Origin of the sequence: Bowmanella yangjiangensis (assembly GCF_018531185.1) — a bacterium.
Classification (GTDB): domain Bacteria; phylum Pseudomonadota; class Gammaproteobacteria; order Enterobacterales; family Alteromonadaceae; genus Bowmanella; species Bowmanella yangjiangensis.
The window spans coordinates 717,631-738,922 of record NZ_JAHDJU010000003.1; the positions used below are offsets into that span (position 1 = coordinate 717,631).

A 21,292-nucleotide genomic window follows, 5' to 3' on the forward strand; every position below is an offset into this window, starting at 1 on the left:
TTCGGCAATGTACCGAAGCCTAGGCAAGTTACTTCAGCAGAGCGTCAGTTTTCGCCGCGCAAATAAAATCATTCTTGTGTAATCCGTTAATAGCATGAGTCCACCATGTAACGGTTACTTTACCCCATTCAAGCAGGATAGAAGGATGATGGAACTCAACCTCGGCCAATTCAGCCACCTGGTTGGAAAACGCCCAAGCCTGCTTGAAGTTTTTGAAGGTAAACTCACGTTCTAACTGCATAACATTATCCCTGACCTGAGGTACCCAATCAGGAATATCACGTATCAGCTCGGCCAGTTCCTGCTCAGATACTTGTGGGGCATCCGCACGGCAGGCTTCACATTTTTGTTGAGTTAAATTGCTCATGGTTTTGTAGTTCTCCAATAATACTTACTTCAACTGGCCATCTTTTGCGGCTTTGGTGGAAACTTAGGTGCATGCAAACCAAGTTGTTTAGCCTCTTCCACCAGCGCCATCATGTCCATCTCAGCTAGACCAAATAAATCATCCAAACCATTCAGGGTGTAGTAAACCGGCTGCATGATATCAATTCGATACGGAGTACGCAGTGCTTCCAGCGGCACCATATCATGGCGCTCGGGCTTGTCACTTTCCAGGGCATACAAGGTTTCACCTGGCGAGGAAAGAATTCCCCCACCGTAAATTCGTAAGCTATCCGCCTGTTTTAACAAGCCAAATTCCACGGTAAACCAATACAACCTGGCCAGATAAACGCGATCTTGCTTACTTGCCGCATAGCCAATCTTTCCATATGTATGGGTAAAGTGGGCGAATGCTTTGTTTGTTAACAGGGGGCAGTGACCAAATATCTCATGGAATATATCCGGCTCTTGCAAATAATCGAACTCTTCCCGGGTTCTGATAAAAGTAGCTACCGGGAACTGCTTGTTTGCCAGCAACTTAAAAAACTCATCAAAGTTAATCAGGGCCGGTACCTGACCGACCTGCCAGCCCGTCTCTCTGGCAAGCACCTCATTGACTTCATGTAACTGGGGAATTCTGTTATGCGGTAAATTAAGCAAATCCAGGCCATGCATAAACTCATCACAGGCTCGCCCGCGGATAATCTGCAACTGACGCTCAACCAAATCATGCCAAATCTGGTTTTCTTCATCGCTCCAGTGGATAACCCCATTCGCATCCGGCTGACGGGAAACATATTGGGTACTTTTACTCATACAAATCTGTCGCTTGTTGTTCGCCTCGCCCTGATACCTGCATCAGGGCTATTAAGTTGGACGTGAGTCTACTCAAATAGTGGCAAAGAAAAAGCGACTGGCACGTTAGCCAATAGTTTCAACTGTAACAGTTTTTTTACAAGGTCAGGTTTATCCCTATCCTGGTACCTATAGCCTAAGCGTCTTGTCCATCATTACGACTGACTGTCTTAGTGGAATCATCGATGCCACGTAATTGCTTTAAAACGCCAGAGGCAATCACACTGATCTTCGGCTCTGTTTCACTGACGAAGGGCAAAGGACGACACTGTTTCAATGCCTGTACACCAAATCTTGCAGTCAGCACACCAGCACCCAGCCCTTGGGCCACCCGGGTTGATAATTTAGCTGTCAGACTGCCCCCCAGCGCCCAGGCCGAGGCTTCGGCAAGAAGCTCGCTGGCTCCTGCATATAACATAGTGCGTACGGTCTTTTTTAATAATGCAATCTTGCTCAGGTATCCGGTTTTCACCCCATAGCAAGCACAGATCTTGTTGATCATGCGAAGATTTCGCCACAGCACCAACAACATATCCAACATAACAAAAGGACTAACCGCAATGAGTGCAGCCGAGGCTTTGGCCTCGCGGCTAATTTCATCTAACGCCCTTTTATCGGCAGGTGCCATAACCTGCTGCTCGAAGAGTTGAATCACTTCCCTGTCGGCATAATGCTGCTCAAGTGAAGTCAGCCAGTTTTGCCCATCCGCTTGAGAAGCGGATGGCATTTTAGCCAAAAGATCCCGACAAAAATTCCCTGCCTCACCAATAGCCGGGCTTTGGCTAAAACCCAACGCCATTTGCTGCAGATGCTCCCGCTGCTCAAGTTTGCGAAAACTTAGCCATTCGCGACCAATAGACCAACTGACACCAACGATCCCGGAAAGCAGCAAAATGGCCCAGGCCATGGCGAGTAAGTCCAAGGCCTGCCAGCCTTGCCACAAAGTTACCCCTAATTGCACTGTGCCCAATAGCAGTGCCAGAAGTAACAGCCAGAAAAGTTTGCCGGGCCTAACACTGTCAAGCTTCGGAGCGGGTTGCACATCTGATTCGACAGGTAAGGTCAGTTCCACCTCATGTTCTATGTGCATAGCCTTCCTGATAGTTTCAGAAACCCTCTCTGGGCTTTCATTATCCAGTACAACTCTAGGCTTTAACTGAGTCTCCGGAGACATGTTATTCATACCAATTTATCTCCTAACAAGAACTCCAACATTTGATCCATGCGAATGTGTGGCAAAGCGGTTAATGGGTCTCTCGCCGGAGGAGCAAACTGCGGAAACTCAAATCCTTGTTTCTGCCAGAAGGTGGGAGCTGGTCGACGGGATGGAACATCACCTGGATAGAGCGTTAAGGTTTCACCTTGCAGGCCATGCCCGGAGAGCACACTAAGCCTTTGTCCTTGATAAAGAGTTTGTCCAACCTGAGAAGCTCGAATGGCAGCGAGCGCTGTTGTTTGTAATTTAACGCCCTGATACTGCATTTCTTGCCTGGCGCTGTGCACCATAGACTCAAGCAAACGAATCAAATTATCGTGCTGGTCAGGCGTCACATGGTCCGCCTTACTGGCAGCAAAGATTAGCTTATCAATGCGCGGTGAGAACATTCTTCGCAGCAAAGAATTTTTGCCGTAGTCAAAGCTCTTTAATATCCAGTTGATTGCCTGCTGCAACTCATCAAATGCCTGTTCCCCGCGATTAAGTGCCGATAGGCAATCCACTAATACGATTTGACGATCTAAGTCGCTGAAATACGCTTTATAAAATGGTTTAACCACTTTGCTGCGATATTCAGTATACCTGTCTACCAACAGTGCCAAATTGCTCCCTGCAGGAAGACTTTGCCAGTCAATGTCTGTCTGGTTGGCAATAAAGGGCACAAATTGCAGTACCGGTGCGCCTTCCAGTTCACCGGGCAAGACAAAGCGTCCCGGCTGAATTAACTCTAATCCCTGCTGTTTGCACTCTGCCAGGTATTGTCTGAACAGGGAGGCTAACCTTTGAAGCTTTAACTCATCTCCCTGTCCCAGCCAGTCCATCTCCTGCAAAGCTGCACGGAAGGGCTCACTGAGGCTGACTCTGGCACCTTCTTGCATTTGCTTAACACAAAATGCGCTCCACTGCGCATAATCCATACCCAGCAGAGGTAAATCCAGTAGCCATTCTCCTGGATAGTCGAGTATGTCCAAAATCAGGGTTGATTGGTCAAACAGATACTTACTCACCCCTTGTCCGGGTTTATAACGAAGATGCAAACGGATCTGGCTGACACCACGAGTAGGTATAGGCCAGCTTGGTAACTCCGCATTCAAGGCGTCCATCCCTTGCTCATAGGCAAATCTGGCCAAACGAAGATCGGGCTGAGTGACTCGTTTAGCACCAATTAGTCGGCTTTCTTTGCTAACAGTGAAGAAAGGCAGGTTGGCCGACCCCGTGCTCTCCAGCAATTGATTGACCAAGGACGTAATAAACGCCGTTTTGCCTGCGCCGCTAAGACCGGTTACCGCCAGTTTAACGTGTTGGTCAGCTAAGCGACTGGCAGCCTGATGCGCCTTACCCTGCAAACGTTCAAAAAAGCTTTGTATGCCGCGGTCTGTCATCCTACATCCTGTTTCAAATACAAAAATGGGCGGTTACCCGCCCCTCCACGCTAATGGTCACAATATTACAAACGACTGATTTCTCTGTTCAATTGATACTCAGAAGAAGTGACGTAGGTCTCCATTTTGCGCAGACGCATCTCCAGTCTGTCAAAACGTCCCTTAATATCCTTAAACGCCTGACGAGGAGGTTCTCCTGCTTGCCACACCTTAGACTTAACCTCTACATGAGAATTGTCCTCTTCACCGCTATACCAACCCTTACCCTGATGGTTGACTGACGCTTCTGTCACCGGCTTCTTATCCAGAATAAACCAGGCAGCAATATAGGCCATGATGAAAAACGGTCCAGAAAGTAATACCGCAGAGACCAAAATGATTCGAATTAACCAGGCTTCCCAACCAAAGTAGTCTGCAATTCCTGCACAGACACCGGCAACTTTGCCTTTTTGACTATTGCGAAACATTTCACCTTTGGTTTTCATGCCCGGTTCCTCCACTGCGGCGCTTCGGCATCCAGAATAGCTTCCAATGTCTGAATGCGATCAGCCATCTTCTCAGCCTTATCGGCTAACTCAGTCAGGGTTGTAAACTCTTCCTTAGACAAGCCCTGTGCTACTTGTTTCTTACTGCGGTAATGCAGAATTAACCAGATGGGCGCCACAAAAATCATAAATATGATAATGGGCGCTACTAAAATACCTATGACATCTTCCACAATCTTCTCCTCAACCTAGGCTGCCTATAGGCTTAGTCTTTACTTGCTGCTTTAGTACTTTTTTTATTCAATTTCTTTTTCAGCTCTGCCAGCTCATCGTCGACTTTGTCACCGGCTTCCAGCGCAGCAAATTCGTCGGCTAAGGTCTTATGGCCAAGATCATAGGCTTCAATTTGACTCTCTAAATCATCGATCTTGCGCTCATACCGCTCAAAGCGTCCCATGGCATCATCGACTTTACTGCTGTCCAGCGTGCGCTTCACCTCAAGTCTGGATTGCGCAGTCTTCTGACGCAAAATAATAGCTTTCTGCCTGGCTTTCGCATCAGCTAACTTTTCCTGCAACTGCGCTGTCTCACTCTGTAGTTTAGCAATCTGATCTTCAACCAGTTGCAGTTCTTTTGTCAGCGCTTCGGCATGCTCAGCGGCTTTTTTCTTTTCCACTAACGCTGCTCTGGCTAAATCGTCACGGTCTTTACTTAGTGCCAGCTCAGCTTTAGCTTGCCAATCATCAGCCTGATGCTGCAGTTTACTGATTTGCGAGCTGATCTCTTTTTTGTTGGCAATGGTTTTTGCTGACGTGGAACGCACTTCCACTAGCGTATCTTCCATTTCCTGAATAATCAGGCGCACCATTTTTTCAGGATCTTCCGCTTTATCCAGCAGTGCGTTGATATTGGAGTTCACTATGTCGGTGAAACGAGAGAAAATACCCATGATGTTTACCTCTTTCTTCATGATTTGAATGGAAATGGACTTACACTTCCAACCTTTGTAGATGCTATACAAATAACAGGCCAATCAGACAAACAAAGGTAAGCCATTGCTTTTATAGGGAATATTTATTTTCTGGGCTTTTCATGTCAGCTAGCATAATATTGATATCAACCACTAATTAGTCGATTACACCACTTTTTAAGGAACACAGTGAGCAGGTTTCGCCAACAAGATAATCTGTTGGGACAATCCAACAGCTTTTTGGAAGTTCTGGAGCAGATATCTCAAATCGCCCCACTTAACAAACCCGTGTTGATCATTGGAGAACGAGGGACAGGTAAAGAGTTAGTTGCAGCCCGTTTGCACTATTTATCCGGGCGTTGGGATCAGGCCTATTTAAAGCTCAACTGCGCAGCCCTAAACGATAATTTGCTTGAAAGTGAGCTGTTTGGTTATGAAGCTGGTGCTTTTACCGGCGCCGCAAAACGCCGCGAAGGGCGCTTTGAAACTGCCAATAACGGCACGTTATTTCTCGACGAATTAGCCAATACCTCAGGGCTTATCCAGGAGAAATTACTGCGTGTTATAGAATATGGCGAGTTTGAACGGGTCGGTGGCTCAAAATCGGTCAAAGTAGATGTGCGCCTGGTCGCCGCAACGAATGAAGATCTGCCAAGTCTGGCAGAGCAAGGTGAGTTCCGTGCAGACTTGCTGGACAGGTTAGCCTTTGACGTTATTACGCTTCCGCCACTTCGGGAACGCCCGGAGGATATCATGATGTTAGCCGAAAACTTCGCTATCAATATGGCCAGAGAGCTTGAGATGGAGTTGTTTAGTGGGTTTACTGAAAAGGCCAAACGCACACTTATGGAGTATGACTGGCCGGGCAACATTCGTGAGCTAAAAAACGTGGTAGAGCGCGCCGTTTATCGTTGCAATAACCCACATTTACCCGTTCACCAGATAGTGCTAGATCCCTTTGACTCTCCCTTTCGTCCAAAAGGACGGGTTAAAACATTGAACCGAATCCAGCCTGCAGATAAGCCCAGCGAGCCGACGCCGCCCAAAACTGTTGCAGCAGAACCAATACCCGCCACCAATGGTTTTGGTATGAATTTCAACTTTCCGGTTGATCTTAAAACCCTCTCTCAAGACTTTGAAATTGAACTCATTCGCCAGGCATTGGCAGATAGCCAGTTTAATCAGAAGAAAACCGCTGATAAACTTGGCCTGACCTACCACCAATTGCGTGGCTATCTTAAAAAGTACAATCTGCTGGATGGCTCGTCGAGAGAGCTGGATTGATGAAAAACAGAACCTGCCTGGGTCTCATGTTGTCATGCATAGTGAGCGTAGGCTGCCAAGACCTGAATGATGCTGAGGTCAAACAAAAAGGGTTAATATACTGCTCTGAGGGTAGCCCTGTGACCTTTAACCCTCAGCTAGATATTTCCGGTACCACCGCAGATGCCGCTGCACACCAGTTGTATAACGGTTTGCTGGACTTCGACCCAGAAACCAGCAAGGTTATTCCAGCTCTGGCGGATAGTTGGCTGGTCAGTGAAGACGGCCTGACATACACCTTCCAACTGCGCAAAGACGTACAGTTTCACCAAACCAGTTATTTTACCCCGACCCGGCCTTTCAATGCTGATGACGTACTATTTAGCATCAACCGCTGGCGCTTACCTTCGCACCCTTATCATAAAGTTTCTGGTGGTATATATCCGTACTTTGAGAGCTTAGGACTGCAGGATATTGTTGCTGAAGTTAACCGCCTCAATGGCTACCGGGTAGAGATAAAACTACGCCACCCCGACAGCTCATTTTTAGCCACACTAGCCACCGATTTCGCCGTGATGCTATCTGCGGAATACGCTGAAAACATGTTAGTTGCCGGCACACCTGAACTGATAGACAGTCAACCCATAGGCACTGGCCCGTTTAAGTTTGAGCATTTCAGAAAGAACAATTACATCAGGTATTACAAACACCCAGAATACTGGAACGGCGAGGTCTATCAGGAGCAGTTGATATTTGACATTACCCCTACCAGTTCCATGCGTTTGGCCAAACTGATTACCGGGGAATGTGATGTCATCGCTTTTCCTGCCCAAACAGAACTGCGCATTGTCGATCAGCGCCAGGATTTAGTGCTAGATGAGAAACCTGGCCTGAATGTGGGCTTTTGGGCATTCAATTCTGCTCGCCCTCCCTTTGATGACCCAAGGGTGCGTCGCGCCCTGGCCATGGCGGTAGACAGAAAAGCACTACTTGATGCGGTATATTCAGACAGTGCCGTTGCATCAAAAGGCTTATTACCGCCAACATCCTGGGCTTTTGACGAAAATCAGCGTGAGATTCATTACAATCCGGCGCTTGCCAGACAACTATTGGATGAAGCAGGGATTAAGCGTGGTTTTCGCATGAATATCTGGGCCATGCCGGTACAACGTGCGTACAACCCCAATGCCACTAAGATGGCTGAGCTTATCCAAAGCTATCTGGATAAAGTTGATATAAAAGCAGACATTGTCAGCTACGAATGGGCCACCTTTCGCCGATTACTCAAGCAGGGTATGCATGACTCAGTTCTGATTGGCTGGTCGGCTGATAATGGCGACCCAGATAATTTTTACCGTCCGTTATTAAGCTGCTCCGCTATCGCTTCTGGCACCAATAGGGCCAACTGGTGTTTGCCCAAGTATGATGAGTTGATAAATGAAGCGTTACGCTATACGGATGAGGACAGCCGTATGCATTACTATCATCAGGTAAATGAGCTTCTGGTAGAGCAAATGCCATTGGTACCTATTGCCCATGCTTATCGTTTTCAGGCTTACCGGGAAGGTATAACCGGTATGCAAATCAATCCGTTCGGCGGGATTCGGTTTGGCCAGGTTCGTAAGGAAGGGCGCTGATATGTTTGTTTATCTGGGACGTCGCCTTAATCTCCTATTTATCACCTTGCTGATCCTATGCATCGCCTCTTATACCCTGGCATTTTTGTTTCCTGGCGATCCACTGACAAACCTGTCAGGTAACCCGACGGCATCTGATGATCAAACCCAGCAACTACGTATGATGTACGCTCTGGATAATGGCTATATTGCTGGATTTTGGCAGTATCTGAAATTAACCCTTTCGGGTGAATGGGGCCTCAGCCTGACGTCACAAAACCCAATTTTCTCGGATATTTGCCAGTTTCTGCCAGCCAGCTTGGAGCTAAGCCTATATGCTATGGCTGTTTCACTGCTTATTGGGATCCCATTAGGCATTGTGGCCGGGCTGAATCATCGCCGCTATACAGACATGGGTATTCTGTCGGTCAGCTTAATTGGCTTTTCTATGCCGGTATTTTGGCTGGCACTGCTATTGATATTAGTGTTTGCCCTGCAGTGGGGGGGATTACCAATGTCAGGACGGGTAAGCCTTATCTATGACATCCCTCATCAAACCGGGTTTATGCTGGTAGATATTTTACGTGCCGATATTGCTAACAAACAGCAAGTACTGATGGATGCCTTACACCACTTGTTTCTGCCTACTCTGGCCTTGTCCATCGTCACCAGCTCACTGGTAATACGCTTAACCCGCCGCTCAGTCATCAATGTGATGGGCAGTGATTACATTAAGGCGGCCTATGCCAAAGGGCTAAGTCGAACTCAGGTATTCTGGCACCATGGAATGAAGAATGCCCTGCTCCCTATCATGCCGCAATTGGCGATGCAGTTTACCGTTTTGCTAACCAATGCCATGATTGTGGAAGTCATATTTTCCTGGCCAGGCATAGGTGAATGGATGATTCAGGCTATCTATCAAAGAGACTTCCCCGCGATCCGGGGCGGTATGCTGGCGGTATCGGCCTTAGTTGTCATAGTTACTATTGGCGTAGATTTACTAATACGCATGATCTACCCGTTAAGTAAGAAGCAGCTCCATGCCCAAGTCTAGTTTTTACGACGAAGAATTTTATCCTTCACCGGTGCGCCAGACCTGGAATGAGTTCCAGCGTAATCACATTGCCCTTGCCGGTCTTTGGTGCCTGGGATTTTTTGTGCTCTTAGTGTTACTCGGCCCTTGGTTTCTCCCTTTTGGTCCACTTGATCAAAACACCGATGCCATACTGCTGCCGCCCGCCTGGGATGCCAATGGTGATGTGGCTCATCTGTTTGGAACTGATGGGATTGGCAGAGATTTACTTGCCAGGGTAGTACATGGTTGTCAGATTACCTTTGGCGCCAGCTTCTTTCTGGTGCTGTTAGCTATGTTGGTCGGCTGTAGCATAGGGGCTTATGCGGGGATGAGTCGTGGCTTGCGGGCAAGCATCATCAACCACCTGTTGGATGCCATTATGGCCATCCCTACCCTGCTCATTGCCATTATCATTGTGGCTATCCTTGGAACAGGGTTAATGAACAGCATGTGGGCCATCACCCTGGCGCTTATTCCACAGTTTATTCACCACACCCGCGATATGGTCAGACGTGAATATCGAAAAGAGTATGTCACCGCCGCGCGTCTGGATGGCGCCAGTGATGCCCGAATATTTTTTCACAGCATACTGCCGAATATGATCGAGATGCTGGTCGTACAGGCCACCATGGCACTGTCAGTGGCCATATTGGATATCTCCGCATTGGGCTTTCTGAACCTGGGTGCCCAATCCCCTTCCCCTGAGTTAGGTGCGATGCTGTCCGATGCCCTGGAAACGGCGTATGTCGCCCCCTGGAGTATTTCTCTGCCAGGTGCTGCGATCTTTTTAATGGTGCTCTCCATCAATCTGGTGGGTGATGGCCTTCGTACCGCACTGAAAAACAGGGTGAATCAATAATGCCGCTGTTAGATATCAAAAACCTGACTTTAGAGATTGATACTCCCCTTGGCTGGGTCAAGGCGCTGGATAAGATAAATCTAAGCATTGATAGCCGCGAAGTGCGCGCATTGGTTGGCGAATCTGGGTCAGGCAAAAGCCTGGTGGTAAAGTCCATTGTTGGGGCCTTGTCTGATCGTTGGAAGGTCACGGCCGACCGTATGAACTGGAAAGGACAGGATCTATTATCCATGTCTGATAGCCAGCGACGCGCCATCACCCGCAGTGAAATATCTGTGGTGCTGCAAAACCCGGCAACCTCACTCGATCCCTCTGCGACCCTGCGCGAGCAAATTGAAGAAAGCATTGCCGATTCACAATTAAGTAAAGGCTGGTTCTGGCAACGTAGACAACAAAGACGAGAGATATCAGCACAGCAATTACATAAGGTCGGCATTCGAGATCATGACCTCTGCCTTGGCAGTTATCCCCATGAGGTGGCAGAGGACATCAGTCAAAAATTTGCCCTCGCCATGGCATTAGTGTCTAACCCCAAATTACTTATCGCAGATAATCCGACCATGGGCATGGAACCTACAACCAAAGTCCAGGTTCTGCGCCTGCTGGCCAAGCTGAACAAAACCCGAGAATTAAGCATACTGTTTGTCAGTCATGACTTGCTGGCCATTTCAGCCATGGCAGACACTATGACGGTGCTCTACTGTGGGCAAACCGTAGAAAGTGGCAAAATGGGGCAATTAAAAAGGCGTCCACTGCATCCATATACTAAAGCCTTACTGGATAGCGCCCCCAGTTTCAGGCGTGATCTACCACCTAAGGCAGCTCTTTCCAGCCTGGACGGCACCATTCCTACCTTGCAACATTTACCTATAGGCTGTCGTCTCGGACCTCGCTGTCCCAGAGCACAAAAGGAATGTGTAAAAATGCCCGATGTGCGCCGCATCCATGACCATCACTACGCCTGCCATTTCCCCCTGCACAGGGATAAGATATGAACCCGTTACTGACTGTCTCTAACCTCAGTTATTGTAAGAAAGATAAATCCTGGTTCGCCAAGCAAGAACGTTTCAGCCTGGCTCCGGTCAGCTTTGAACTTAAAGCTGGCGAGACTATGGCCATTATGGGTGAGAATGGCTCAGGAAAGTCCTTGTTGGCTAAATTACTCGTTGGTGTAGCGCGTCCCAGTGCCGGGGAAATCCTGTTAAATGGTGAATCATTGCATGACAAGCGTCAGCGCTTTCAGGCTATCCGCATGATTTTTCAACACAGTAAGGAATCGCTAAATCCCGCCCTGACGCTGGGTAGTCTGCTAGAAGAGCCATTGATCCTTAATACGGACCTGGATGCGCGTGAACGTAAACGCAAAATAGAAGAAACCCTGAAACTGGTAGGCATGCTGCCGGAACACCAATATTTTTACCGCCATATGTTATCTGAGGGGCAAAGGCAACGGGTTGCCGTAGCACGAGCTCTTATTCTTAACCCCCAGGTTTTAGTGGCTGATGAGCCCTTTGCCGCCCTTGACCCGTCGGTTCGCTCGCAAACGGTCAACTTACTGATGAAGTTACAACGAGACCTGGGACTGGGTTTTATATTTATCTCGCACAATCTGGGTATTGTCAGGCATATCAGTGACCGAATTCTGGTGCTGGAAGCCGGCCAGTTGGTGGAGTCTGGAAAGACCGATGTAATATTCAACTGGCCTAAGTCTGACTACACTCGCCGATTGATTCATGCTTACCAGGCGCTGATCAGTCGTGATGACTAACCCCAATCAGGAAAACGACAATCCCCCAGACATAAAAAACGCTGCAATTGCAGCGTTTTTTTTATATCAACCACATTACTGAACGGCGTGGATCTCAATATCCGCTTTTTCCTTTAGCGCCTCAATAAAGTCCACATAAAGCTGCTGGCTGCGACCAGAAGTCAAACGCTGCTCCAACCCTGCCAGCATCGCCTCTTCCGCTTTAGCAGCCTGATGAATAGCATCAAGACGGACGATAGCGACATTACCGTCAGCAGTGTTAACTGCGGCCATTTTCGCATCCATACCCAGCTTGAACGCTTGCTCTACAACAGCGGCAGGCAACAAAGAGCCATAACGCACCTGATTCGCTTCGCTTGCCCAAACCAAGGCCTTTTCGTCAAGCTTGGACTGAATATCCTCGCCACTGGTAGACAAACTCACCACTTCATCGGCCCATTGCTTGGCCGCACTTTGCGCCTTATCAGCCTTTAATTGCGCGAGGATTTCTTCAGAAACCTCAGCCAAAGGACGAGTACGCTGAGGTTGATGCTCTGCGACGCGCATCACGATTAAATGATCAGGGGTAACATCAATGACTTCACTGTTTACGCCTTCTTCGATCAGCTCATCAGAAAAAGCGACATTCAACACCTGGTTTCCTGCGAATACACCCTGCGCTTCTGCACGACTGAACATGTCACTGGTTTGTATTTCTTTACCTAGCAAGCCTGCAACATCTTCCAGATTATCTGGTTGTTCAAAGGCCATCTCTGCGACTTGTTGATGCAACTGGTAAAACTCTGCTTGCGCCTTATCACGTTTAACCTGTGCAACAATCTCGTCTTTGACAGCATCCAAAGGCTGCACTTCTTCCGCTTTGACACCGGTCAGCTTAATGATGTGCAAGCCAAATGAACTCTCTACCACATCGCTGATATCGCCTTCTTGGGTCAGTGCAAAAGTTGCTTCTTCAAAGGCAGGATCCATCACATCCCGACCAAACCAATCCAAGTCACCACCATTTTCAGCACTAAAATCATCAGCAGAGAACTCTTTAGCCAACGCGGCAAAATCTTCGCCGCTCTTAGCCCGTTTCAGCACCTCTTCGGCTTGCTCTCTGGCTTTTTGCTCATCATCACCAAACTCAATCAGGATGTGCGAGGCACGACGCTCAGCCGCGGTGCGGTATTGCTCCATATTGGCTTGATAAGCATCGTTAATCTCTTGTTCGGAGACGTCAATGCCAGCCATCAGATCCTCAACTTTAAGCTCTAGGTAACGCAGAGATACGCGCTCTTCGGTGTCAAAATTACTGATATTGCTTTGATAATAGTTGCTAACATCTTCTTCAGATACTGCTACGCTGTCCAAAAACTGCTTGGCAAATATCATCACATAGCTGATGTCTCTTTGCTGCTGCTGCAGCGCGTACACCAGCTCAACTTCGCTATCTAAGCTAAATTCACTGCCAAGCAGCGCGCTGACCAGTTGCTGGCGAGTCATGTCCAGACGGATTCGCTCACGAAAATCCTGTGGCTGCATACCTGCCTGGCGCAAAATGGCCTGATACCTGTCATTATTGAAAATACCTCCAACCTGAAACTCAGGCATGGCTAACAAGGCATCTTTTACCTGAGCATCACTGACACGCATACCCAGGTCTGCGGCGGTTTGCTCAACCAGTTTGTCCGCAATCAAGCGATCCAGCAGACCACGCTTGAAGGTTTTCATATATTCAGTGTCGGCCATCAAATTGGCAAAGGCTTCACCATATTGATTTTCCATCCTGGCTCTTTCGTTCTGATAAGCATTCTCCAGGCTGGATTGGCTGATATCGTCACCATTGACCGTTGCAACCGGGACATCGGTCTTGGCATTTAAATAGCTACCAACACCAGCCAAGGCGAAGGTTAATATCACCAAGCCCAATATAGCTTTGGCCCAAAATCCTTGGGATCCTTCTCTGATTCTCTCTAACATCTTGGTCTTTAAACTCCAATTCGCTCCAGCACCGCTATCGGTGTGGTCAGCACTTAGTCAAACGGGTGGGATTATAACCCAGCATGGCTGGAAACAGAATGCCATTGGCAGTGGCAAAATGCGCAGTTGACAGGTCGCTGACATTCAACACAACTTTGCTTCTTTGCTGCGCATAAATAAAAAAAGCGATGATTTCTCATCGCTTTTTTTAAACCGAAAAATCGGATTAGTTGCAAGCATCCTTCAGAGCTTTACCAGCTTTGAAAGAAGGCACTTTGGCAGCTGCGATTTGAATGGTCGCACCGGTCTGAGGGTTGCGGCCGCTACGAGCAGAACGCTCACGCACGGAGAAAGTACCAAAGCCAACCAGAGCAACTTGATCACCGCCTTTAAGCGCTTCAGTTACTGCGTCAGTCAGGGCGTCAAGAGCACGGCCTGCAGCAGCCTTGGAAATATCCGCGCCAGCAGCGATTTTATCGATTAGTTGAGACTTATTCACAATATCATCCCCTTCAATTGTTATTATATTGCTAATTCGCAAACACTTGTTGCGAAATTGTTATAACAAGCTTGAATAGCAACTTCAAGCCAAGTTTTCGTTAATTTTTCAGTTACTGAATCGCTGCGATCCCTTTCGTGACAAGGCTTGAAGCGAATTCGAATTTAAGGCTACCACAACTTTTGTGGGAGGGAAGCCCCACAAATCAAAAAAAACGCAAAAAGCCACGTTTTACAGCAACTTTTTGCGCTTATTGCCCCATTACAGGGCATTTTTTGCTTGTGCGGCAGTCCGACTAAGAGGTTTTAGCCTCTTTGGCTTTGATCACTTCGAAGCCTTCAGGATTGTTTTCCAGTGCCAAAACTAACACTTCATCAATCCATTGCACCGGGTGAATATCCAAATCCTGCTTCACGTTATCCGGAATTTCCTTCAAATCGCGCTCGTTCTCTTTAGGAATAACCACAGTTTTAATGCCACCACGGTGGGCGGCCAGTAGTTTCTCTTTTAACCCACCGATAGCCAGCACTTCGCCTCGTAAGGTAATTTCCCCTGTCATCGCCACATCGCAGCGTACCGGGTTGCCAGTCAGCGTCGATACCAGAGCAGTACACATGGCGATCCCCGCACTTGGGCCATCTTTAGGGGTAGCCCCTTCAGGCACATGCACGTGAATATCGCGCTTTTCATAAAAGTCTTCGTTAATACCCAACTTGCCAGCACGACTGCGCACCACCGTCATGGCAGTTTGAATAGACTCCTGCATCACATCACCTAAGGAGCCAGTGAAGGTAGTTTTGCCCTTACCAGCAACGGCAGCGGTTTCAATGGTCAGCAGATCACCGCCCACTTGTGTCCAGGCCAAACCGGTAACCTGACCAATCTGGTTATTCTTGTCAGCCTTACCGTAGTCAAAGCGCTGTACACCAAGATAGTCAGCCAGGTTTTCCTGGGTCACCACGACCTTCTTGATAGACTTGTCGAGCAAGATATTCTTCACGGCCTTACGGCAGATTTTGGAAATCTCCCGCTCCAGGCTACGTACCCCGGCTTCACGGGTGTAATAGCGAATCACGCCCAAAATGGCCGACTCTTCGATGATTAGCTCACCTTTTTTCAGGCCATTGCGACTCATCTGCTTTTCAATCAGATGGCGGGTAGCAATATTCAGCTTTTCATCTTCGGTATAACCCGACAAACGAATCACTTCCATCCTGTCCAGCAATGGTCCTGGGATGTTCATGCTGTTGGAGGTTGCCACAAACATGACATCCGACAGGTCGTAGTCAACTTCCAGATAATGGTCGCTAAAACTACTGTTCTGCTCTGGATCTAGCACTTCCAATAACGCGGAAGCAGGGTCGCCACGCATATCCGAAGACATCTTGTCGATTTCATCGAGTAAAAACAGGGGGTTCTTCACCCCTACTTTGGCCATTTTCTGAATTAGTTTGCCAGGCAGTGAACCTATATAAGTGCGGCGATGCCCGCGAATCTCCGCTTCATCGCGCACCCCGCCCAATGCCATGCGTACATATTCACGGCCAGTGGCCTTGGCAATGGATTGACCAAGGGAGGTTTTACCGACCCCAGGAGGTCCCACCAAACACAGAATCGGTCCCTTGAGTTTACGAACTCGTTGTTGCACGGCCAGATATTCCAGAATACGTTCTTTGACACGCTCCAGGCCATAGTGATCGGCATCCAAAACTTGTTCGGCGGCAGACAGGTTTTTCTTCACCTTACTGCGCTTATGCCAAGGTACAGACACCAACCAATCAATATAACTGCGCACCACTGTTGCTTCGGCCGACATAGGTGACATCATCTTCAGCTTTTGCAACTCAGCCGATGCCTTTTGCTTAGCATCCGCCGACATTTTTGCCTCTTCAATTTTCTTGCTCAGGCTTTCAAACTCATCCGGCGCTTCGTCCAGCTCTCCCAGTTCTTTCTGAATGGCTTTCATTTGCTCATTCAGATAGTACTCACGCTGACTCTTTTCCATTTGCTTCTTAACCCGGGTACGGATCTTCTTTTCCACTTGCAGCAGATCGATCTCGCCTTCCATCAGCGCCATTAAGTACTCCAGGCGCTCGTTGACCTGCGCCATTTCCAGTACTTTTTGCTTTTCCGCCAACTTAAGCGGCATATGGGCGGCCATGGTATCGGCTAAACGCGCGGCATCATCAATACCGCTGAGCGATGTCAGTACCTCTGGTGGAATCTTTTTATTCAGTTTGACATAACCTTCAAACTGCGAAATCGCTGAGCGAATCAGTACTTCCTGTTCGCTATCAGCCATCGCATCGTCTTGCTGCTTAATAACCTCGGCAACAAAAAACTCTTCGGTTTGTAAGTAGGTTTGGATCTCACCGCGCACATTCCCTTCAACCAACACTTTGACCGTGCCATCAGGCAACTTCAAAAGCTGTAAAATAGTGGCAATAGTACCGACCTTATAAATGTCATCGGTCTGCGGCTCATCAATAGCAGCGTCTTTTTGAGCAACCAAAAAGATCTGCTTGTCATTATTCATGGCAGCTTCCAGACACTGGATGGATTTTTCCCGGCCAACAAACAGCGGGATCACCATGTGCGGATACACCACCACATCCCTTAATGCCAGGACGGGCATTTCGACACGTTCAGGTCGCTCAGTCGTCATACTCAATCTCTTATCGTTCTAATCTAAACTGGAAGTTATATGGGGATAGTCAGGGGAAGTTCAACGAATGCCCTGTCATATTTGTCATCCTAGCAACAAAAAAGGCCCCTGTGGGGGCCTTAATTTATTCAGATGCCGCCTTTTTTTCTTTGGCGTTATCATAAATCAATATGGGTTTGGACTCGCCGCGGATCACGGACTCGTCAATTACCACTTTACTGACATTAGTCATGGCTGGCAGCTCATACATAGTTTCCAGCAGAACGCCTTCAACAATCGAACGCAAACCACGGGCACCGGTTTTACGCTCCATGGCTTTGGTTGCAATGGCATGCAACGCATCATCACGGAATTCCAGCTCAGTATTCTCCATAGAGAATAATGCGCCATATTGTTTGGTCAGGGCGTTCTTAGGTTCACGCAAGATCTGAATCAGGGCTTCTTCATTCAGCTCTTCGAGTGTCGCCACTACAGGCAAACGACCGATAAACTCAGGAATCAAACCATATTTGATCAAGTCTTCCGGTTCAACCTGCTGGAACAGCTTGCCTAAACCCTCTTTACGCTCTTTGCTGCGCACCTGAGCGACAAAGCCGATGCTAGTACCTGTTTGCATGCGCTGTTCGATAACTTTGTCCAATCCGGCAAAGGCACCACCACAGATAAACAGGATCTTGGACGTGTCTACCTGCAAGAACTCTTGCTGCGGATGCTTACGCCCACCTTGCGGTGGCACAGAGGCAATGGTGCCCTCAATCAGCTTAAGTAGCGCCTGTTGCACTCCTTCACCTGATACATCACGGGTGATAGAGGGGTTGTCCGACTTGCGGGAAATCTTGTCGATTTCATCGATGTAAACAATGCCGCGCTGGGCCTTCTCTACGTCGTAATCACATTTCTGCAGCAACTTCTGGATAATGTTTTCCACGTCTTCGCCCACATAACCGGCTTCGGTCAGCGTGGTGGCATCCGCCATAGTGAAGGGCACATCCAGGAAGCGCGCCAGGGTTTCCGCCAATAAGGTTTTACCACTACCGGTAGGGCCAATAAGCAGAATATTGCTCTTACCCAGCTCAACACCTTCGTGTACGTCACCGTTACGCAAACGCTTGTAGTGGTTATACACCGCTACTGCCAAGACTTTCTTGGCATGCTCTTGACCGATGACATAGTCATCCAGGTGTTTATGAATATCCTGAGGCTTAGGCAGGGCTGCCTGCTTTTTCTTCGGGGCTATTTCTTTGATTTCTTCGCGGATGATGTCGTTGCATAGCTCAACGCATTCATCACAAATAAAAACTGATGGCCCGGCTATAAGCTTACGCACTTCATGCTGGCTTTTGCCGCAGAAAGAACAATACAGCAGCTTATTATCGCCGTCCCCGCTGTGACTATTACTCATTTACTCGTTACCTCTGTCAGACCTGGGGCTACCTGTCTTACAAGTATTAACCCTTATCGACCAATTTCTCAATTTCTTGGCTGCAATTAGGTCAGCTGACTATTTTTCCTGGTGAGCATCAAGCCGGTTTGCCAGCACCTGATCAACCAGGCCGTATTCCATCGCTTCCTGAGCACTCATGAAATTATCCCGGTCAGTGTCCCTGGCAACAACCTCGAAATCCTGCCCGGTATGCTCAGCCATTAAACGGTTCAGCTTCTCTTTAATAGACAGGATCTCGCGAGCATGAATTTCAAAGTCAGAAGCCTGCCCTTGGAATCCGCCCAGAGGTTGGTGAATCATCACTCGTGAGTTAGGCAGGCAGTAACGCTTACCTTTAGCTCCGCCAGACAGCAAAAACGCCCCCATACTGGCAGCCTGACCAACACACATGGTGCTGACATCAGGTTTAATCAGATTCATGGTGTCGTAAATAGCCATACCGGCGGTAACAGAACCACCGGGCGAATTGATATACAGGAAGATATCTTTTTCCGGATTCTCAGATTCCAAAAATAACATCTGCGCCACAATCAGATTTGCCATATGGTCTTCGACCTGGCCAACCATGAAAATAATCCGCTCTTTTAAAAGTCTGGAATAGATATCGTAGGCCCGCTCCCCTTTGGAAGTTTGCTCAACCACCATGGGTACTAAAGAATTCATGGGCTCAAAGGCGTTCTGCATCATATAAGGCTTCTCGTTATTCACCAATGGGACGTCTCCTTGTCACTAAGAATTTCGTCCGCTGAAAATAAAAATGCTCGGTAGGTACCGAGCATTTAAGCAGTTGCTGACTAGTTAAGTCAACGAACAACGAGCAAATTAGGCTTGCTTGTTCATGATTTCGTCAAAGGCTTTTTTCACTTCTTTAACTTTAGCGTCAGCCAATACACTTTCAACCGCCTGGTCTTCCAAGGCGATATTCTGCATTTGCTGCATCAACTCTTTGTTGCCTTTGTAGTAGCTTACTACTTCAGCAGGGTCTTCATAAGCAGAAGCGGTGGTTTCAATCAAGGCGTCAACTTTGGCCTGATCAACTTTCAACTCTTTCTGCTTGATCACTTCACCCAACAACAAACCAATGCTTACGCGACGACGTGCGTTTTCTTCAAACAGCTCGTCTGGCAGTTGCGGCAGGTTGCCTTGTTGCTGGTTACCAAAGCGCTGCATAGCTTGCTGACGCAGTACATTGATTTCCTGGCTGACCAGAGCCTTAGGCAGTTCAACTTCGTTGGTTTCCAGCAAACCTTTGATAACTTGCTCTTTCACCTGGTTTTTCAGCGTTTGTTCCAGTTCACGCTGCATGTTCTTACGAACTTCAGCGCGCAGTGCCTCAACACCACCTTCTTCTACACCGAACAACTTAGCAAACTCGTCATTTACTTCTGGCAGGTCCAAACCTTCAACTTTAGTTACCTTGATAGCAAACTGAGCGGCTTTACCCTTCAGTTTTTCCGCATGGTAATCTTCAGGGAAAGTGACTTCTGCTACCACTTCTTCACCAGCTTTCTTACCAACGATTGGCTCTTCAAAACCAGGAATCATACGGCCTTTGCCTAGCTCCAACTGGAAACCTTCGGCTTTACCGCCTTCGAATTCTTCACCGTCGATAGTACCAACGAAGTCGATGGTCACGCGGTCGTCTTTCTTAGCCTTACGCTTGCCTTCTTTCCAGTTAGCGTGCTGTTTGCGCAGTGTATCCATCATGTTGTCCAGATCTTTATCAGTGATCTCAACAACAGGCTTGTCCACCTTGATCTTATTCAGATCTTTGATTTCAACTTCTGGATAAACTTCGAAAGACGCAACGAACTCAAGGTCTTCGCCTTGGTTATCTTTCTTCAGTTCAAACGCAGGCATGCCAGCAGGACTCAGTTTCTCCTGGATCACGGCTTCGTAGAAATTACGCTGCATCACTTCACCAGCGATTTCCTGGCGAACAGCCTGACCAAAACGCTTCTGGATAACAGTTACAGGCACTTTGCCAGGACGGAAACCGTTAACCCGTTGGGTTCTGGCCAATTGCTGCAAACGGGATTTTACCGCAACATCGATCTTCTCTGCCGGTACGGTAATGGTAAGACGGCGCTCTAAACCTTTTGTCGTCTCAACGGAAACTTGCATTCTTCTACCTCAACTTTGCGCACTTAGGCGGCTTTTCTGTATGCCCACCCATTTCCTTATAATCACGCCCAAAATTGTGTGGCGGGGATCAGGTTTGGTGAAGGGTGAACTTGGACCTGATAAAAAGACGCAGCATTATAGCGGCAGCAATAGGTCAATTCCAGTTGTAAAAATGAAAAAATTGCGTAGATAAACGCACAATTTAAAGAAATTTGAGATTGAGATTAAAATAAGGAGGAGAGAGGAGTGGGGTGGACGATGGGACTTGAACCCACGACAACCGGAATCACAATCCGGGGCTCTACCGACTGAGCTACGCCCACCACTGATTCTCTTTTTGGTCACGCCAGATTAGAATGGCGCGCCCGGCAGGATTCGAACCTGCGACCCACGGCTTAGAAGGCCGTTGCTCTATCCAGCTGAGCTACGGGCGCTCTTCGAACCTGAAGCAAGAGATGGTCGGTGAGACAGGATTTGAACCTGCGACCCCTTGTACCCAAAACAAGTGCGCTACCAAGCTGCGCTACTCACCGACTCTTGCTGTAGCAGGGTAAACATTTACTGGCTGCTACGGGGCGCGAATATTACCCACATGACCTATGACCGTCAAACACTTTTTCAATAAAAAAAGTTCGTATGCGCACTTTTTCAGCACAGTGGTGATTATTCGGCTTAATCGTTGTCGTTTTAGCCAATTTCAGTCCTTAATCCCGGTTTCTCTCCGT

The 21,292-nt window shown here is 48.0% G+C and carries 19 protein-coding genes and 3 tRNA genes; 6 read left to right on the forward strand and 16 right to left on the reverse strand.

Features of this window, described 5'->3' with window-relative positions; translation table 11 throughout:
* Window positions 1–28: 28 nt before the first annotated feature.
* From KJY73_RS18950 to pspA, 7 genes are all read right to left on the reverse strand, one after another.
* Window positions 29–367, reverse strand: coding sequence for a 4a-hydroxytetrahydrobiopterin dehydratase (locus tag KJY73_RS18950; protein WP_214345214.1), 339 nt, complete (start codon window positions 365–367; stop codon window positions 29–31).
* Window positions 368–396: 29 nt separating this feature from the next.
* The gene (gene phhA / locus KJY73_RS18955) at window positions 397–1,206 is read right to left on the reverse strand and encodes a phenylalanine 4-monooxygenase (protein WP_332874235.1); all 810 of its coding nucleotides are present in this window, start codon (window positions 1,204–1,206) and stop codon (window positions 397–399) included.
* Window positions 1,207–1,375: 169 nt separating this feature from the next.
* Window positions 1,376–2,329, reverse strand: a complete 954-nt coding sequence (locus KJY73_RS18960; protein WP_214345216.1) for a TIGR01620 family protein — start codon at window positions 2,327–2,329, stop codon at window positions 1,376–1,378.
* 89 nt (window positions 2,330–2,418) lie between these two features.
* Window positions 2,419–3,837, reverse strand: coding sequence for a YcjX family GTP-binding protein (locus KJY73_RS18965; RefSeq protein WP_214345217.1), 1,419 nt, complete (start codon window positions 3,835–3,837; stop codon window positions 2,419–2,421).
* A gap of 65 nt (window positions 3,838–3,902) precedes the next feature.
* A complete protein-coding gene (gene pspC, locus KJY73_RS18970; RefSeq protein WP_214345218.1) occupies window positions 3,903–4,322 on the reverse strand; it encodes an envelope stress response membrane protein PspC in 420 nt (139 codons plus the stop codon).
* A complete protein-coding gene (gene pspB, locus KJY73_RS18975; protein ID WP_232848779.1) occupies window positions 4,319–4,510 on the reverse strand; it encodes an envelope stress response membrane protein PspB in 192 nt (63 codons plus the stop codon). The genes pspC and pspB overlap by 4 nt, the downstream gene beginning before the upstream one ends.
* Window positions 4,511–4,587: 77 nt before the next feature.
* Window positions 4,588–5,271: a phage shock protein PspA gene (gene pspA / locus KJY73_RS18980; protein WP_214345219.1), complete on the reverse strand. Its 684-nt coding sequence runs from the start codon at window positions 5,269–5,271 to the stop codon at window positions 4,588–4,590.
* A gap of 210 nt (window positions 5,272–5,481) precedes the next feature.
* On the opposite strand from pspA, the gene pspF reads away from it, so the two are divergent.
* From pspF to KJY73_RS19010, 6 genes are read left to right on the forward strand one after another with little or no spacing between them, the layout of a single operon-like run.
* On the forward strand, window positions 5,482–6,576 hold the full coding sequence (gene pspF, locus KJY73_RS18985; RefSeq protein WP_214345220.1) for a phage shock protein operon transcriptional activator: 1,095 nt from the start codon (window positions 5,482–5,484) through the stop codon (window positions 6,574–6,576).
* The gene (locus KJY73_RS18990) at window positions 6,576–8,192 is read left to right on the forward strand and encodes an ABC transporter substrate-binding protein (protein WP_214345221.1); all 1,617 of its coding nucleotides are present in this window, start codon (window positions 6,576–6,578) and stop codon (window positions 8,190–8,192) included. The genes pspF and KJY73_RS18990 overlap by 1 nt, the downstream gene beginning before the upstream one ends.
* Before the next feature lies 1 nt (window position 8,193).
* A complete protein-coding gene (locus KJY73_RS18995; RefSeq protein ID WP_214345222.1) occupies window positions 8,194–9,225 on the forward strand; it encodes an ABC transporter permease in 1,032 nt (343 codons plus the stop codon).
* Entirely contained in the window at window positions 9,212–10,105 is an 894-nt protein-coding gene (locus KJY73_RS19000; RefSeq protein ID WP_214345223.1) for an ABC transporter permease subunit, read from the forward strand. The genes KJY73_RS18995 and KJY73_RS19000 overlap by 14 nt, the downstream gene beginning before the upstream one ends.
* Window positions 10,105–11,100: an oligopeptide/dipeptide ABC transporter ATP-binding protein gene (locus KJY73_RS19005; protein WP_214345224.1), complete on the forward strand. Its 996-nt coding sequence runs from the start codon at window positions 10,105–10,107 to the stop codon at window positions 11,098–11,100. The genes KJY73_RS19000 and KJY73_RS19005 overlap by 1 nt, the downstream gene beginning before the upstream one ends.
* The gene (locus tag KJY73_RS19010) at window positions 11,097–11,873 is read left to right on the forward strand and encodes an ATP-binding cassette domain-containing protein (protein ID WP_206594700.1); all 777 of its coding nucleotides are present in this window, start codon (window positions 11,097–11,099) and stop codon (window positions 11,871–11,873) included. Before KJY73_RS19005 ends, KJY73_RS19010 begins: the two co-directional genes overlap by 4 nt.
* A gap of 75 nt (window positions 11,874–11,948) precedes the next feature.
* Here KJY73_RS19010 and KJY73_RS19015 read toward each other — a convergent pair whose 3' ends face one another.
* The 9 genes from KJY73_RS19015 to KJY73_RS19055 form a co-directional block, all read right to left on the reverse strand.
* Entirely contained in the window at window positions 11,949–13,835 is a 1,887-nt protein-coding gene (locus KJY73_RS19015; protein WP_214345225.1) for a SurA N-terminal domain-containing protein, read from the reverse strand.
* Between the two features lie 226 nt (window positions 13,836–14,061).
* The gene (gene hupB, locus KJY73_RS19020; RefSeq protein WP_206594796.1) at window positions 14,062–14,334 is read right to left on the reverse strand and encodes a nucleoid-associated protein HU-beta; all 273 of its coding nucleotides are present in this window, start codon (window positions 14,332–14,334) and stop codon (window positions 14,062–14,064) included.
* A 295-nt stretch (window positions 14,335–14,629) separates the two neighbouring features.
* Complete coding sequence (lon, locus tag KJY73_RS19025) at window positions 14,630–16,999, reverse strand: endopeptidase La (protein WP_214345226.1); 2,370 nt, start codon at window positions 16,997–16,999, stop codon at window positions 14,630–14,632.
* A gap of 124 nt (window positions 17,000–17,123) precedes the next feature.
* On the reverse strand, window positions 17,124–18,401 hold the full coding sequence (gene clpX, locus KJY73_RS19030) for an ATP-dependent protease ATP-binding subunit ClpX (RefSeq protein ID WP_214345227.1): 1,278 nt from the start codon (window positions 18,399–18,401) through the stop codon (window positions 17,124–17,126).
* Between the two features lie 99 nt (window positions 18,402–18,500).
* On the reverse strand, window positions 18,501–19,127 hold the full coding sequence (gene clpP / locus KJY73_RS19035; RefSeq protein ID WP_408611402.1) for an ATP-dependent Clp endopeptidase proteolytic subunit ClpP: 627 nt from the start codon (window positions 19,125–19,127) through the stop codon (window positions 18,501–18,503).
* Window positions 19,128–19,265: 138 nt separating this feature from the next.
* Window positions 19,266–20,567, reverse strand: coding sequence for a trigger factor (gene tig, locus KJY73_RS19040; RefSeq protein ID WP_206595404.1), 1,302 nt, complete (start codon window positions 20,565–20,567; stop codon window positions 19,266–19,268).
* A gap of 247 nt (window positions 20,568–20,814) precedes the next feature.
* Window positions 20,815–20,890, reverse strand: a tRNA-His gene (locus KJY73_RS19045).
* A 34-nt stretch (window positions 20,891–20,924) separates the two neighbouring features.
* Window positions 20,925–21,001: transfer RNA gene (locus KJY73_RS19050), tRNA-Arg, on the reverse strand.
* 22 nt (window positions 21,002–21,023) lie between these two features.
* Window positions 21,024–21,100: transfer RNA gene (locus tag KJY73_RS19055), tRNA-Pro, on the reverse strand.
* Window positions 21,101–21,292: the final 192 nt, after the last annotated feature.

Excerpts from the sequence above, each read along its gene's own strand:
- KJY73_RS18965 (WP_214345217.1), bottom strand. The coding sequence starts at position 3,837 with ATGACAGACCGCGGCATACAAAGCTTTTTTGAACGTTTGCAGGGTAAG.
- KJY73_RS19000 (WP_214345223.1), top strand. The coding sequence starts at position 9,212 with ATGCCCAAGTCTAGTTTTTACGACGAAGAATTTTATCCTTCACCGGTG.
- KJY73_RS18995 (WP_214345222.1), top strand. The coding sequence starts at position 8,194 with ATGTTTGTTTATCTGGGACGTCGCCTTAATCTCCTATTTATCACCTTG.
- clpX (WP_214345227.1), bottom strand. The coding sequence starts at position 18,401 with ATGAGTAATAGTCACAGCGGGGACGGCGATAATAAGCTGCTGTATTGT.
- lon (WP_214345226.1), bottom strand. The coding sequence starts at position 16,999 with ATGACGACTGAGCGACCTGAACGTGTCGAAATGCCCGTCCTGGCATTA.
- clpP (WP_408611402.1), bottom strand. The coding sequence starts at position 19,127 with ATGCAGAACGCCTTTGAGCCCATGAATTCTTTAGTACCCATGGTGGTT.
- KJY73_RS18950 (WP_214345214.1), bottom strand. The coding sequence starts at position 367 with ATGAGCAATTTAACTCAACAAAAATGTGAAGCCTGCCGTGCGGATGCC.
- KJY73_RS18990 (WP_214345221.1), top strand. The coding sequence starts at position 6,576 with ATGAAAAACAGAACCTGCCTGGGTCTCATGTTGTCATGCATAGTGAGC.
- KJY73_RS19015 (WP_214345225.1), bottom strand. The coding sequence starts at position 13,835 with ATGTTAGAGAGAATCAGAGAAGGATCCCAAGGATTTTGGGCCAAAGCT.
- pspC (WP_214345218.1), bottom strand. The coding sequence starts at position 4,322 with ATGAAAACCAAAGGTGAAATGTTTCGCAATAGTCAAAAAGGCAAAGTT.
- KJY73_RS19005 (WP_214345224.1), top strand. The coding sequence starts at position 10,105 with ATGCCGCTGTTAGATATCAAAAACCTGACTTTAGAGATTGATACTCCC.
- pspA (WP_214345219.1), bottom strand. The coding sequence starts at position 5,271 with ATGGGTATTTTCTCTCGTTTCACCGACATAGTGAACTCCAATATCAAC.
- KJY73_RS19010 (WP_206594700.1), top strand. The coding sequence starts at position 11,097 with ATGAACCCGTTACTGACTGTCTCTAACCTCAGTTATTGTAAGAAAGAT.
- tig (WP_206595404.1), bottom strand. The coding sequence starts at position 20,567 with ATGCAAGTTTCCGTTGAGACGACAAAAGGTTTAGAGCGCCGTCTTACC.
- KJY73_RS18960 (WP_214345216.1), bottom strand. The coding sequence starts at position 2,329 with ATGCACATAGAACATGAGGTGGAACTGACCTTACCTGTCGAATCAGAT.
- pspB (WP_232848779.1), bottom strand. The coding sequence starts at position 4,510 with ATGATTTTTGTGGCGCCCATCTGGTTAATTCTGCATTACCGCAGTAAG.